Below are 15,100 nucleotides of genomic sequence, written 5' to 3'. Positions count from 1 at the left end.
TTTTTCTTTACAGTCTGTATCTTATACTCTACATTATTATCATCTGGAGAAATAACAAACAATACCTCACTATTTATATCTATTTTAAGTAACTGTTGTAGCCAAGGGCACCCATTTTTCAAAACCATTATTTCATTAGTATTTCGATTTTGAAAGGCCTCATCTACGATGATCCTTGCGTTTATAACAGAAACTTGTCTACTTATTAATCTTTTTAAAACTTCAGTAGAATATTTAGTAGCTTCTTCAAATGCTTCTTCTTTAGAATCATCTGAATCCCACGTAGGATTAAAACTTTGAATAATATCACTTATTGTAGTTACATTAATTTCTGATTTTATATCTATTCCATTATCTGTAGCGTCAATCCCCTGCACTAGATTCTTATCAACATAATCAAAAATGGAGATTATATCATTTTCATTAAACTTTAAATTAAACTTTTGTATTACTCTAGGCCCAAACTCTCTCCAAACTAAACCACACGCAGCATACGGAATATTATTTTCTCTTATTTCTTTATTTAATTGGTGGTGGTCAAATTCTCCAAAGGATATGTCATAAACAAAGTCTAGTTTTTCAAGTATATCAGCGTCTCTAGTTCTTGTTACCTTTATATCCCCTAATAGTAGCGTAAGTATAGCTGTAGCCATAACATCATCTGCATGAAATTTCCCGCTATGTGTTCCTAAAGTTTTAATATTTTTTTCATTAATCATTATTTACCTCTTTCATAATTATTATAATATAATTTTCCCATTTTCCTCAAACACTATTACCCAACTACATCTTAACCCTATAAACAATAATATCACTTATTGCCACACTTTAAAATTATTTACTCATAATATTGCTAATAAATTCTTTGGAAACAAAAAACACACCTTAATACTGCAAGGTATGTTTTATACTTTAACGACTCCTAAGAAAGTTTATACTCCACCTTATAGAAGTGAAGGACCTGCTTCTGAACTATCATTTAATAATATTGGTTTTAAAGGAGTTATTGAAGAAATCGCATGTTTGTATATCATCATCTGTTTTCCATCACAGTTTAATATTACAGTGAAACTATCAAAACCTGTTACATTCCCCTTTAGCTGAAACCCATTTGTCAAATACAGCGTAACTGGTATTTTATTTTTTCTTGCCCCATTCAAAACTATATCTTGTAAATTATTCGCAGACTTATTCATAGATACACCCCCACAATTTGTATTTTAAGAATATTCTATAAATATCCTTAAAATCCTTTAAATTTTACAAAATAATGTAATTTATATTTTTTTCATCGAACGCAGATTCTTCGCAATATATTCAACAATTTCATCGTCATTGTTGAAACTATCTTTATTAATCCAGTTTACTCTTGGATCTTTTCTAAACCAAGTAAGCTGTCTTTTAGCATAGTTCCTACTTCCTTTTTTTATCATCTCTATCGCATCATTTAAGGATATCTCGCCATTTAAATAGTATAATAACTCTTTATATCCTATGCCTTTCATTGACTGCATATCTGCACTATAGCCAAGTTTTTCTAACTTTATAACTTCATCGATCAAATTATTTTTCATCATAATATCTACACGAAGATTTATTTTACTATATAATTCTTGTCTATCCATATTTAGAACAAAATAATACACATTATAAGGGATGTCTAAAACATTTTGCTCATCTGTAAACTCACTCATAGGTTTACCACTAACCCTATACACTTCTAGTGCTCTAATAACCCTTTTTAAGTCATTCGGATATAATTTATTATAGGATTCTTCATCAATGTCTTTAAGTAATCCATGTACATATTCTTTTCCTTCTGTATCTGCAAGTTTTGTAAGTTGATTCCTATATTGCTCATCTTTATTGGTATCAGCAAAACTATAGTTATATATTAGTGAATTTATATAGAACCCCGTTCCACCAACAATCATTGGAAGTTTATTTTTATTAGTTATTTCTTCAATAGCATCTCCAGCTCTTTCTTTAAATTCCGCCACACTAAAGTCTTCACTGGGTTCTATTATATCTATTAGGTGATGAGGCACTCCCCTCATCTCATCGAATGAAATCTTAGCAGAGCCAACATCCATACATTTGTATATTTGCATTGAATCTGCTGATATAATTTCCCCATTTAGCATTTGCGCAAGTTTTATAGAAATTTCTGTTTTACCAACAGCTGTGGGTCCTGCTAAAATAAATAAGTCTTTCATGTTTCCACCCTTTTTCTATTGTATTCTTTTAAATCTTTTTTCTAGTTCATTAAGTGTAATTTTTATTATTGTAGGTCTTCCATGAGGACAAGTAAAAGGTTCCTCAATGTACCTTAAATCATTAACCACTTTATTCATTTCAAGGTCTGAAAGTAGGTTATTTGCTTTTACAGCTGCTTTACATGCCATGGTTGCTATACGGTTATATTTAATTTCTGCAGTTTTACCTGTACCCATATTTTTTAAATTATCTAATATTTCATTAAAGAGATTTTTAATATCTGGCTTCCCAAGTATTATAGGAACTTCCCTTATACTTATAGTATTTTCTCCAAATTCAATAATATCAAAACCAGAATTATTAAACACTGCTTCATTTTCGACGTAGTAAGAATAATCTTCCGGGCTAAGTTCTATTACCGAAGGCGTAAGTAAAATTTGGGATAACACTTCAGAATTTATAATTTCGCTTTTATATTTCTCAAATAATATTTTTTCATGAGCTGCATGTTGGTCAATTAGATAAAGCTCATTGTATATTTCACCCAAGATATAAGTTTTATTAAATTGTCCTATAATTCTTAACTCTGGGAACTTTGCACTCTTGGAAATTTCATTCGATGGTGTGACTTTACTAGTATCATAATTACTCTCATAGTTCTCTTTAACATTCTCAGTTACACTTTTATTTGGTAATACATTAGTAGTTTCACTGTAAGGATTACTGGTAACATTAGCATTAGCATTACCTATAACATTAGTGTTACCAGTATCATTGGTGTTACTTGTAACTATGGGATCGTTATAATTTGCTTTCCGTAATTCCATAGAATTATCCGTTTCATTGTTTAATGTTTTATAGCTAAAATCTATTGGAATCTGAACACTCTTTTCTAGCTCTTCTTTATCTTTTTCATCTATAACTATCCTGTTAAAGTCATATATTTCACTTCTTAATGTGTTTTTTTCAATTTCTTTCACATTATTATTTTCATTTTCTTCTTTTTTAGTATCAAAATTACCCCTTAAACTATCTCCAATTGCTGTATGCACTGCATCAAAAACGAGCTTAAATACAGCATTGTCCTGCTGAAATTTAATTTCTGTCTTTTGTGGGTGAACATTTATATCTATGTACTCAGGAAAAACGTCTAAAAATATGATGAAAAAAGGGAATTTATTTACAGTCAAAAAAGATTTAAATGCTCTTTCTACCGCTGCAGTAATCAGACTGCTTTTAACATACCTTTTATTCACAAAAATACTTTGTCTATTTCGGCTTCCGCGACTAATTTGTGCATTACCAATGTAACCATGTACAGACATTATATCGCTCAATTTTTCAAAACTTGTTATGTTATTTACAACCTCTTTACCATATATATATCTAATAGTATCGCAAATATTTGTAGATCCAAATGTAGATATTACTTTTTTACTATTATTCAATAGTTTAAAAGAAATCTCGTTATTAGCTAATGCAAGCCTACCCAAAATATCCGATATTAAAGCTGCTTCTCTTTGAGGTGATTTTAAAAACTTTTGTCTTGCTGGCACATTAAAAAATAAGTCCTTAACTTCTATTGTTGTACCAATATTACATCCTATTTCTTTAACGTAGATAATATCTCCAGAAGCCTTAGATATTTCAATGCCAAATGAAGAATCTTTAGTTCTGCTATTTAGCGTGGTGCGAGATACTGAAGCTATACTCGGCAATGCTTCTCCTCTAAAACCTAATGTGTGTATATTATAAATATCTTCAACATATTTTATTTTACTAGTAGCATGAGGCATAAAAGCCTTTTCTATATCATCTATATGTATTCCAGAGCCATCATCAATTACCTTTATATTCTTTTGACCACCATCAAAAATCTCTACGATAATATTTTTGGCACCGGCATCAATGCTATTTTCAACTAACTCCTTCACTACTGATGACGGCCGCTCCACCACCTCACCAGCAGCAATCTTATTGGAAGTTTCAACTTCTAATACATTGATTCTCATGATAACTCACATCCCTTGCTATTTTTATAGCAGCTTAGCTCTTTTAACTAGCTCATATAACTTATTAAACCCATCCATAGGTGTTAAATTAAGGATATTTATATTTTTAATTTCCTTTAAAATATTATCCTTCTCTATATCTGTAAAATTAATTTGAATGACTTCATCGTTTGCTGTGTTAGATGCATAAGTTATAGCTGCTTCTTTCTCACTAACATTTTCTGTAAACTTATTATCATTCTTATCCTTAGCTTTATTAGAATATTTATTACTAGAAGTTTTCTTATTGACTAAGTCAAGTTCCGTAGTATTATTAAAACTCTCTAGCACCTCTAAGATTTCATTTGCCCTGTTTATTACTTCCTTTGGTAACCCCGCCAGCTTTGCAACTTCTATTCCATAGGATTTATCAGCTCCGCCAGGTACAATTTTCCGAAGAAATACAATTTCATTCTGAATTTTTTTAACAGCTACAGAATAATTCACAATGCCTTTAATCATACCCTCAAGTTTTGTTAACTCATGGTAGTGAGTAGCAAATAAGGTTTTACACCTTATCTTAGAATTCTTACATATGTACTCTATTACAGACCAAGCGATACTAAGTCCATCATAAGTACTAGTACCTCTGCCTACCTCATCAAGTAAAACTAAACTTTTATTGGTTGCATTTTCTAATATATTGGATACTTCCCACATTTCCACCATAAAAGTACTTTTTCCAGCGGCAAGATCATCTGATGCTCCTATTCGAGTAAATATCTTATCACATATTGATATATCAGAAGAAACGCATGGAACAAAGCTTCCTATTTGAGCCATTATAGTTATCAGTGCAACTTGACGCATATAGGTGGATTTACCCGCCATATTAGGTCCAGTAATTAATAGTAATTGATTGTCCACAGTATCCATATATGTGTCATTTTCAATGAAAGTATTTATAGGCATCATTTTCTCAACTACAGGATGCCTCCCACCCTTTATATTAAAAATGCCTTTTGTATTTATTTTGGGTTTATTATAATTATTCTCAAGAGCAATTGTAGCCAGGGAACTTAAACAATCAATTTCTGATATTAGCTTTGCAGTATTTTTCATTCTGTCTACGTGTTTTTCAATATTTTCTCTTATACCAGTAAATATTTCATACTCAACATTTACTAATTTTTCTACTGCCCCTAAAATCTTTTCTTCCATTTCTTTAAGTTCAGGAGTAATGTATCTCTCAGCGTTAGATAGTGTTTGTTTTCTTATGTACCTACCCTCAGGAATTAATGGAATATTTAATTTGGTTACTTCAATATAATAACCAAAGACTCTGTTATACCCTACTTTTAATGACTTTATTCCGGTAATACCTTTTTCATCATTCTCTAAGGTAGCAATCCATTCCTTGCCATGTGTCTTAGCACGCCTTAGCTCATCTATTTCAATATTAAATCCATCCTTAATAATATTCCCTTCTTTAATTGAAATAGCTGGATTTTCAATAATAGACTTGTCTAAAGTATTAAATATATCTTGCAAATCATCAAGCTCCGAATATATTTTTCTCATTAATTTGCTATTAAGCCCCGCTAAAATGGATTTAACCTTAGGTATTTTTTCTATAGAATTTTTAAGCGAAATTAATTCTTTAGCATTAACATTCTTCGAAGAAATTTTACCAACAAGTCTTTCTATATCATAAATATCCATCAGCACATCTTTTATATCTTCATGATATGGTATATTACTTTTCAGTTCCTCTACAGCCTCTAATCTCTCTTCTATTAAGCTTTTATTTATTAGTGGTTGATCTAACCATTTGCGAAGCCTTCTAGCCCCCATTGCAGTATTAGTTTTATCTAATACCCATAGCAACGAACCTTTCTTTGTCTTATCTCTTAAAGTTTCAGTTAGTTCCAGATTCCTCCTAGAATTTGCATCTAAACTTACATAATCTAAAATATCATAATGTTCTATAGTATCTATGTGAGACAGGGAATTCTTTTGTGTATCCATAATATAACTTAGCATCCCTGTAATACTCCTGAGTAGCGTTTGTGATAGGGAATTTTCACAAAAATTATGAAACTGATTTTTTATTAAAGTATCGTCTTTCATAATAAAATAATCATTTTGGTAAGATGTATAGGACACATTAAATCTTTCTTTTATAGCCTTTAGCATCTCGCCAGTCATGTCCTCTGAAACAATAATTTCTTTTGGGCTAAACTTTGAAATTTCATCTAATATGTTGACAAGGTTAAGTTTAGTGTCTGTACAACTAAATTCACCAGTTGATATATCACAGAAACATAATCCGCAGAAATCAGTTGTTTTATCAATGTAAATACTCATAACATAGTTGTTTTTGCTCTCTTCTAAAAACCCAGAATCAGTGTAAGTGCCCGGTGTAATTATTTTAATAATCTCTCTTTTAACTATGCCTTTTGCTAGTGCTGGATCTTCCACTTGTTCACATATAGCAACCTTATACCCTTTTGCAATTAGCCTACTTACATAAGTATTTGCTGCATGATATGGAATTCCGCACATAGGTGCTCTTTTTTCAAGGCCACAGTCACGTCCTGTAAGCACCAATTCTAATTCTTTTGATGCAACCTCCGCATCCGTAAAAAACATTTCATAAAAATCGCCTAATCTAAAAAATAATATACAGTCAGTGCAGGTTTCTTTAATTTCAAAATATTGTATCATCATTGGAGTTAATGCCAATTGTCACACTCCCTTTCTTTCCTCTTAGTTTAATTATTACCTAGATGCATTAAATTAAATAACAAGATTGTATGCTAGTTACTTATTTATTTGAATGCATCTTATATTTCTTCACCAATAAGTGAGAAAGAGTGCGCATTGGTTATAAGAACTGATACTAGATCTCCTATCGCTTTATTGTTTCCCTCGAAGTTCACTAATTTCCCATTTCTTGTCCTTCCAGTTAATTTACTTTTATCATTTTTACTATAACCTTCAACTAGTACTTCTACAATTTTCCCTATACATTCTTTATTCTTTTCTGCACAATTTCTATTAACAACTTCCATCAATCTATTAAATCTCTCATGTTTAACATCCTCTGGTATTTGGTCTAGCATTTCATCTGCAGGAGTTCCATTTCTTTTAGAATAAAGATACGTAAACGCTAAATTAAATTTTACCTCTTCCATAAGACTTAGAGTCTCTGCAAAATCCTCCTCTGTCTCACCTGGAAATCCAACGATGATATCTGTACTGAGTCCTACCTTAGGTATTGCCACTCTAATACTTTTAACTAATTCTAAATATTGCTCCCTGTCATAATGTCTATTCATTTTTTGCAAAAGATTTGTTGAACCAGATTGTACTGGCAAATGAATTTGTTCACAAAGTTTGTCCGATTCAGCAATTACTTCGATTACTTCGCTAGATAAATCCTTTGGATGAGATGTCATAAATCTTACTCTTTCTAAATTCTCAATATTATTAATTCTTCTAAGTAACTGTGCAAAATTCATTTCCGGACTTAGTCCCTTTCCATAAGAGTTAACATTTTGACCTAGTAAAGTTATTTCTTTGAATCCCTCCGCAACCATAGTTTTTATTTCACTTATAATATCTTCTGGATTTCTACTTCTTTCTCTTCCTCTTACATAAGGCACTATGCAATAAGTGCAAAAATTATTGCAACCATACATAATAGTAACAAAGCCTTTTATATTACTTTCCCTGTCTATTGGAAGTCCTTCTACTATCGCCTCTTCTTTATCCAAAATTTCAACAATTGACGTTTCCCCGTCTTGTATTCTTTTTAAGTACTCTGGAAATTTATAAGCATTATGTGTTCCAATGATAATATTCACAAATGGAAATTTAGTTATTATATGTTTTGCCATACCTTCTTGCTGCATCATACATCCAGTCACAGCTATTATAAGGTTTGGTTTCAATAATTTAATAGGTTTTAAAGCGCCTATATTCCCATCTGCCTTTTGCTCTGCGTTCTCTCTAACACAACAAGTATTGAATATAATTATGTCAGCTTCTTCCTTATCTGAAGTTTTTTTATATCCCATTGGTATTAGCATACCGGATAATTTTTCAGAATCTTCCTCATTCATCTGGCAACCCCATGTTTCTATATAGTATTTAAGTGTTTCATTCATTAGTGCATTCTCCTTTATAAAAAAGTATTCGACTTATCTATTATATATAATTTGCATGTTTTTTTAAAGTTATTTTTATTAATTGAATGTATTTAATCATAATTTAATTTATCTGAAATTATTTCAAGTAAATTATAAAATTTGTCGTTATTTTTTATTATACATTAATATTTTTTTTATAAATATGTTTTTATTTTCTATTTAATTTAATATTCATTTTTGTTTTAAACTAAATTTCTTCTTTTTTGGGTAAACTACTTAAAAGGAGTGATTATATATGTATGATGCAAAAAAAGATGAAATTTTTACAGTTAAACAGTTACAATGTAATTGCATCGGTGATAGAAGTTATTTTTATAATTGTAGATATAGTAATATGATAAATATAAAAATATCCGATGTTCCTGTTGAGATTATAACAAGAGAATTTAAATAATTAAAATTTGTGAGGGAAGATTAATAGAAATAGATAAATTATAAAAGTGGTAGATGCGTAAGCGCCACCCCCTTTTATAATTTATCTATTTGCCAAGTATAGAATTCCTTTTTAATATTAAAGCCTAAACAAAGATATAGTTTAAAAGCTGCAACATTGTTAGAATCTACTCTAAGTGAGACTTTGGAAAAGTCATTATCAATAGCTATATTAAGTAAATATCTTAAAAGCACTTTCCCGTACCCTTTTTTTCTATGTTTTTGTATTATTCCAAAATTCACTATGGTTGCTACCTTATCTTCAACTATAATTTGACCATATCCTATGGGTTTATTGTCAAGCCTAATAAATATTGCACCTTTATCAATATAATATGCCTGTGCTTCATCATAATAGATATCTTCTATATTTATTGGTACTCTATCATCATTTTCAAATATTTCATTTTGTAATAAGCACCGTGCTTTTTCATCTTTGTTTTTTTTCACCAAAGAAAAAGTAATGTTTTCAGGTGCAATGTTATTGTGATATTTTGTGCACTCTTTTTCTAGTTCTATAAACCCTTTAGCTCGCTTAAACCCTAGCTTATTTAAAACAATTATGTTTACTTCATTATCTTCGCATTCATAAGTTATTAAACTATTACTTGTAAGTGAACGCTTACCTGTAAGTGAATTAACTAAAGTTCTATAATAACAAACTAAATTATCATCCTCTATTGCATTTATTGAATTAATACAAATATTATATTTACTTTGTTTTTCAAACCATATATAACCTATACAATTATCTTTTTTTAATAGTAAGTGTACATTTTTCCTTAAAAATATTTTTTGAATAATATTACTATTATCATACTCCTCAAAGAAATCTTTATTTGATAAGCTAAATTTCGTATTAAATTGATTAATTTCTCTGAAATTATTAATGTTTTTTAAAGTTAAACTTATTGTTTTAAACATTAATTTGTTTTATACTTAATGATATTTTTTTTGTTTCTTCATTAATTTCCAATATTTTTGCTTTTATGTCTTGACCAATTTGTAAAACATCGCTTATCTTTTCAATTTGCTTGTGACTTATTTCAGAAATATGTATTAGTCCATCTACACCTGATTCTAATTCAACAAAAGCCCCAAAATTAGTAAATCTAACTACCTTACATAAAACTATACTATTCAAAGGATATTTATCTAATAAATTTATCCATGGATTTTCACTTAATTTTTTAATGCTCAAAGATAATTTCTTATTTTCTTTATCTAGATCTAGTATGTAAACCTTTATTACATCTCCTATATTAAAATAGTTACTTGGTTTATTAACTTTTGCCCAAGAAATTTCAGAAACATGTAGCAATCCATCTACACCGCTGACCTCAACAAAGGCACCAAAGTCAGTTAAACGACGTACTATCCCTTCTACAATCTGATCCTTCTCTAAGTTGTTCCAAACTTCTATCCGTTTTTTTTCTGCTTCCTTTTGTAGAATTAGTCTTCTGGATCCAACAATTTTGACATTACGATTGCTATCATCAAATTCTATTATTGTAACCTGCAGTTCTTTATTTAGATAGCTATCCAAATTTTTCATATGATAAAGTTCTAAATGAGATTCTGGAACAAATACTCTTAATCCCATTAAACTACATATTAATCCACAATTTACAACTTTTTTAACTTGAACTGAAATTGGATTTTTAGATTCAAAAGCCTCTCTAAGCAATTTTGATGCTTCCTCAGTCTCTAGTTCAATTATAGATAAAACTATGTTCCCCTCATCATCTTTTCTATTTATAATCTTTACGTCTATAACATCACCTATTTTAAATAGTGAGTTCAATTTAATGGACTCATCCTCAGTAACTTCTTTTTTAGGCAAGTATCCATCTGCTTTATATCCTATATTTACAAAGGCTTCTTTTTCATTAACACTAATTATTTCACCCTTTATCACTCTTCCCACAATGATCTGAACATCATTTTTTTTCATAAAGGTTAATTGTTCATTTTCATTTAAAGAAATATTATCATTCATTTTTAAAATCGTCTCCTTAATAATCCAATCTGGCGTTGAAGCTCCTGCTGTTACCCCTATACTTTTAATGTTTTTATCGTTTATAAATTCATCTGGAATACCTAATAAATTTTCTATGTGTACTGTGTTTTTACAATTTGCCTTACATATCTCATATAGCTTTGTAGTATTAGAACTATTAAAACCACCAATAACAATCATAGCATCCACTTTAATTGAAAGCTCTTCTGCAGTTTTTTGACGCACTTCTGTCGCACTACATATAGTATTGAATGCAACTATTTCCTTACTTGTTTTTATAACTTCAGTTAATACAGCTTCCCAAGTAGCTTGTCTTTCGGTTGTCTGAGATACTACGCATACTTTACTTAATATTCCAAAAGGTTCCACCCCACTTTTAAGTATTACTGCAGAATTATTGCACCACCCATTAATTCCAATAACTTCAGGATGATTTTTATCTCCGACGATAATTATACTGTATCCTAAATCATAGTATTTTTTAACCTTTTTGTGAATACTCTCTACAAAAGGGCATGTTGCATCTATTATATTAAGTTTATTAACCTTTAAAGTATTTAATGTTTTTTCTGATACTCCATGTGATCTAATAATTATTGTATCATTTTCTTTTAATCTAGCAATATTATCAAGTTCTATGGGAAAAATTGAATTTTCTTTTAGAAAATCCACAACATCATTATTATGAATAAGTGGTCCTAGTGTATATATTGCATTATTGTGCTTTTCTTTCATCTTTATAGCTGTATCTACTGCTCGTTTAACTCCAAAACAAAAACCAGCTGATTCTGCAAGTGTTATTCTTTTCATACTGCCACCGCCCTATATATATCTTAATAAATGCTGAATTAATTGTTTTTAATCTTTGAGTTAATATACGCTACAATTGTGTCAACTACCCCATCAATGTTTAAAGCAGTAGAATCAATTTCTATAGCATCTATAGCTTTTGTAAGTGGACTAACTGCTCTATGGGTATCAATATAATCCCTTTTTATAATATCATTTAAAATAGTGTTGTAGTTAACTTCTATAGCCTTAGAAATTAATTCTTCATACCTTCTTTTTGCTCTCACATCATAGCTAGCAGTTAAGTAAAACTTAAAAGTGGCATCTCTAAGCACTACAGTACCAATATCACGTCCATCCATAATAACATTAAATTTTTTAGCTATATCTTGTTGCAACCTAACAAGGATCTTTCTAATTTCAGGCACGGCCGCATACTTTGAAACATTATTGCTTATAATAGGCAAATTTATCATATCTGTCAAATCTTCATTATTTACAAATAAACGCTCCTCTTTAAAATGCATTTCTAAAGACTCCGCAATTTTAACTAAGTCATCTACATTATTTTCTGATATATTTGCATTCATAGCCTTCAAAGTAACTGCTCTATACATTGCACCTGTGTTAATATACATAAGATTGAATTTTTTACCTACTATTCTAGCTATTGTACTTTTCCCTGCACCTGCAGGACCATCAATGGCAACAGAAATCCCCATTATATTCCCTCCCGACCTTTGTAAAATAGAAACTTTTATATTTTTTCTTTATATGAGAAAAACCGCAGTTATTTATTAGATTAATCTGCTATTGAATATATAATTAATCTGCTCCTACATTATTTCCGGCTAAATACCCTGTTGATAATGCTATTTGAAGATTATAACCACCTGTATATGCGTCTACATCTATCATTTCACCTGCAAAATAGAGATTATCAATTATTTTTGATTTCATAGTAGAAGCATCTATTTGCAGCGTGTCTACTCCACCGCTTGTTATAATTGCTTCTTCTATAGGGCGAAGACCCTTAATAGTAAGTGGCAAATTTTGAAATACATTAACTAATGTTTTTCTTTCCTCTTTAGTAATAGAATTCACCTTTTTATTTTCATCAATGTTTGATAACTTAATCATTGTATTAATTAATTTACTAGGAAGTAAATCATGTAATGAGTTCTTAAAGTCTTTATTTGCATATTTTAAGAAATCACTTTGAATTCGTTTATCAAGCTCAATTTCACTCAAAGCAGGTTTTAGATTTATAAAAGCCTTTAATTTTTCTCCTTCTTTCACAAAACTACTACCACTTAAAACAATAGGTCCTGAAATACCGTAATGAGTAAATAACATTTCTCCAAATTCTTTATATATACTTTTATTCTTGCTACTCGTAATTCTTAATTCTACATTTTTTAGAGAAAGACCCTGTAAATCTGAAATCCATTCCTCATCAACTTCTATCGACACAAGTGAAGGTCTAGGTTTAATTATATTATGTCCTAAAACACGAGCATAAGTTAACCCTTCACCAGATGAGCCTGTTTGAGGATATGATAGACCACCAGTACATAATATAAAATAATCTCCATCTATATAGTTCCCATCAGCAAGTTCAACAGAAACAATTTTCTGATTATCTCTAATTAATTTTTTCACTTTCGAGTTCAATAACACCTTAACATTTTTATTTTTTAATTCAATATTAAAAGCTTTTATAATATCTGAAGATTTATCAGACTGTGGAAATACCCTATCCCCTCTTTCAACTTTAAGGTTAACCCCTAATTCTTTGAAGAAATTCATTGTATCTTCATTAGTAAAGGAATATAGTGAACTATATAAAAAATGAGGATTACATGGTATATTTTCAAAAAAATCACCAATATCCTTTGCATTTGTAATATTGCATCTACCTTTACCAGTTATATAAAGTTTTCTTCCTAATTTTTCATTTTTTTCAATGAGTACCACATCGTGTTTTGATGAAGCTGTAACAGCTGCCATCATACCTGCTGGTCCTCCTCCAATAATAATTATTTTTGCCACTCAATCACTCCCTTATAATACTTACTATTATAACTTAATATAATACATTAATCTATTTAAACGTATTTAAAAATAAATACATACATTTTTGTGATAGTTTCATTTAAACTACAAAAAATCAAAAGAGAATCCTAATAAAAGGATTCTCTTAAAAATGATTGATTGAAAATTAGTAATTTCCTTGTGAATGCATAGCATCTGCAACTTTAACAAATCCAGCAATATTAGCACCTTTAACTAAATCATAACCAAATCCGTATTCTTCTGCAGAATCTTTACAATTTTTATATATGTTGAGCATAATTGCATGTAATTTTGCATCAACCTCTTCTGCAGTCCATGATAATCTCATGCTATTTTGACTCATTTCAAGTCCTGATGTTGCAACACCACCTGCATTTGCAGCCTTAGATGGTCCTACTTTAAGTCCTTTTTCTATGAAATAATCTACAGCTTCGTTTGTACATGGCATATTAGCACCTTCACAAACCATTGTTATTCCATTTGCAACTATTTGTTTAGCGTGTTCTATATGAATATCGTTTTGAGTAGCACATGGTATAACTATGTCAACTTTTACATTCCATGGTTTTTCTCCTGCATGGAATTCACAACCATACTTATCAGCATAGTCTTTAACTCTTGATCCTTTGTTTGCAGCTAACATCTCAACCATGTAATCTACTTTCTCTCCTAATACTCCAGCTGGATCATATATGTATCCGTCTGGTCCAGAAAGTGTTACTACTTTACCACCGAGTTCTTCAATTTTTTTGCAAAGACCCCAACAAACATTACCAAAACCTGAAGCTGCTACTGTTTTGCCTTTGAAATCTGTTCCTTCATGCTTAAGCATTTCTTCACAGAAGTAAGCTATACCATAACCTGTAGCACTTGGTCTTCCTAGACTTCCACCATAGGATAAACCTTTTCCTGTAAGTACTCCATTTTCGAAACTTCCTTTAATTCTTCTATATTGTCCAAATAAATAACCAATTTCACGTCCACCAACACCAAGATCTCCAGCAGGAACGCCAACATCTGGTCCTATATGTCTGTAAAGTTCTGTCATAAAGCTTTGGCAGAATCTCATTACTTCATTATCTGATTTTCCTCTTGGATCAAAATCAGATCCACCTTTACCTCCACCCATTGGAAGTCCAGTTAAAGAATTTTTCAATGTTTGTTCAAATGCTAAAAATTTAACGATTCCAATATAAACTGATGGATGAAATCTTAATCCACCTTTAAAAGGTCCTATACTTCCGTTAAATTGCACTTTAAAACCACGATTAACCTGAGTTGCACCTGCATCATCTACCCATGGTACTCTAAAGAAAATTTGTCTTTCTGGTTCGCAGAATCTCTCTAAAAGATTTGCTTCT

General features: G+C 30.3%; 12 protein-coding genes. 1 reads left to right on the top strand and 11 read right to left on the bottom strand.

Features of this window, described 5'->3' with window-relative positions; translation table 11 throughout:
* The 6 genes from JJE11_RS04325 to miaB all read right to left on the bottom strand — a co-directional run.
* A partial coding sequence (locus tag JJE11_RS04325) for an MYG1 family protein (RefSeq protein WP_291633021.1) occupies positions 1 to 719 on the bottom strand: 719 nt, incomplete at its 3' end.
* Between the two features lie 225 nt (positions 720 to 944).
* Complete coding sequence (gene hfq / locus JJE11_RS04320; RefSeq protein ID WP_291633020.1) at positions 945 to 1,196, bottom strand: RNA chaperone Hfq; 252 nt, start codon at positions 1,194 to 1,196, stop codon at positions 945 to 947.
* A gap of 81 nt (positions 1,197 to 1,277) precedes the next feature.
* Positions 1,278 to 2,216 carry a tRNA (adenosine(37)-N6)-dimethylallyltransferase MiaA gene (gene miaA, locus JJE11_RS04315; RefSeq protein ID WP_291633019.1) on the bottom strand — a complete coding sequence of 313 codons (939 nt, stop codon included), beginning with the start codon at positions 2,214 to 2,216 and terminating at the stop codon, positions 1,278 to 1,280.
* A gap of 15 nt (positions 2,217 to 2,231) precedes the next feature.
* Entirely contained in the window at positions 2,232 to 4,229 is a 1,998-nt protein-coding gene (mutL, locus tag JJE11_RS04310; protein ID WP_291633018.1) for a DNA mismatch repair endonuclease MutL, read from the bottom strand.
* Positions 4,230 to 4,253: 24 nt separating this feature from the next.
* A complete protein-coding gene (gene mutS / locus JJE11_RS04305; RefSeq protein ID WP_291633017.1) occupies positions 4,254 to 6,953 on the bottom strand; it encodes a DNA mismatch repair protein MutS in 2,700 nt (899 codons plus the stop codon).
* A gap of 101 nt (positions 6,954 to 7,054) precedes the next feature.
* Entirely contained in the window at positions 7,055 to 8,380 is a 1,326-nt protein-coding gene (gene miaB, locus JJE11_RS04300; RefSeq protein WP_291633016.1) for a tRNA (N6-isopentenyl adenosine(37)-C2)-methylthiotransferase MiaB, read from the bottom strand.
* 277 nt (positions 8,381 to 8,657) lie between these two features.
* Here miaB and JJE11_RS04295 point away from each other — a divergent pair, with 277 nt between their 5' ends.
* Positions 8,658 to 8,816 carry a hypothetical protein gene (locus tag JJE11_RS04295; protein WP_291633015.1) on the top strand — a complete coding sequence of 53 codons (159 nt, stop codon included), beginning with the start codon at positions 8,658 to 8,660 and terminating at the stop codon, positions 8,814 to 8,816.
* A 74-nt stretch (positions 8,817 to 8,890) separates the two neighbouring features.
* Here JJE11_RS04295 and JJE11_RS04290 read toward each other — a convergent pair whose 3' ends face one another.
* The 5 genes from JJE11_RS04290 to gdhA form a co-directional block, all read right to left on the bottom strand.
* Positions 8,891 to 9,778, bottom strand: coding sequence for a GNAT family N-acetyltransferase (locus JJE11_RS04290; protein WP_291633014.1), 888 nt, complete (start codon positions 9,776 to 9,778; stop codon positions 8,891 to 8,893).
* Entirely contained in the window at positions 9,771 to 11,684 is a 1,914-nt protein-coding gene (locus JJE11_RS04285; RefSeq protein WP_291633013.1) for a bifunctional 4-hydroxy-3-methylbut-2-enyl diphosphate reductase/30S ribosomal protein S1, read from the bottom strand. Before JJE11_RS04285 ends, JJE11_RS04290 begins: the two co-directional genes overlap by 8 nt.
* 38 nt (positions 11,685 to 11,722) lie before the next feature.
* Entirely contained in the window at positions 11,723 to 12,385 is a 663-nt protein-coding gene (cmk, locus tag JJE11_RS04280; RefSeq protein WP_291633012.1) for a (d)CMP kinase, read from the bottom strand.
* Positions 12,386 to 12,488: 103 nt separating this feature from the next.
* Positions 12,489 to 13,715 (bottom strand): NAD(P)/FAD-dependent oxidoreductase, encoded by a 1,227-nt coding sequence (locus tag JJE11_RS04275; RefSeq protein ID WP_291633011.1) that lies wholly within the window; start codon positions 13,713 to 13,715, stop codon positions 12,489 to 12,491.
* A 169-nt stretch (positions 13,716 to 13,884) separates the two neighbouring features.
* A partial coding sequence (gdhA, locus tag JJE11_RS04270) for an NADP-specific glutamate dehydrogenase (RefSeq protein ID WP_291633010.1) occupies positions 13,885 to 15,100 on the bottom strand: 1,216 nt, incomplete at its 5' end.

Origin of the sequence: Clostridium sp., assembly GCF_016650095.1 — a bacterium.
In the GTDB taxonomy this organism is placed as follows: Bacteria; Bacillota; Clostridia; order Clostridiales; family Clostridiaceae; genus Clostridium_AD.
Note: the sequence above shows the minus strand (reverse complement) of the source record. Positions and strands in the feature narration are given on the sequence as shown.

What these genes read in the sequence shown, in the direction of transcription:
- hfq (WP_291633020.1), bottom strand. Translation starts at nt 1,196, where the DNA reads ATGAATAAGTCTGCGAATAATTTACAAGATATAGTTTTGAATGGGGCA.
- miaA (WP_291633019.1), bottom strand. Translation starts at nt 2,216, where the DNA reads ATGAAAGACTTATTTATTTTAGCAGGACCCACAGCTGTTGGTAAAACA.
- mutL (WP_291633018.1), bottom strand. Translation starts at nt 4,229, where the DNA reads ATGAGAATCAATGTATTAGAAGTTGAAACTTCCAATAAGATTGCTGCT.
- miaB (WP_291633016.1), bottom strand. Translation starts at nt 8,380, where the DNA reads ATGAATGAAACACTTAAATACTATATAGAAACATGGGGTTGCCAGATG.
- JJE11_RS04295 (WP_291633015.1), top strand. Translation starts at nt 8,658, where the DNA reads ATGTATGATGCAAAAAAAGATGAAATTTTTACAGTTAAACAGTTACAA.
- JJE11_RS04290 (WP_291633014.1), bottom strand. Translation starts at nt 9,778, where the DNA reads ATGTTTAAAACAATAAGTTTAACTTTAAAAAACATTAATAATTTCAGA.
- JJE11_RS04285 (WP_291633013.1), bottom strand. Translation starts at nt 11,684, where the DNA reads ATGAAAAGAATAACACTTGCAGAATCAGCTGGTTTTTGTTTTGGAGTT.
- cmk (WP_291633012.1), bottom strand. Translation starts at nt 12,385, where the DNA reads ATGGGGATTTCTGTTGCCATTGATGGTCCTGCAGGTGCAGGGAAAAGT.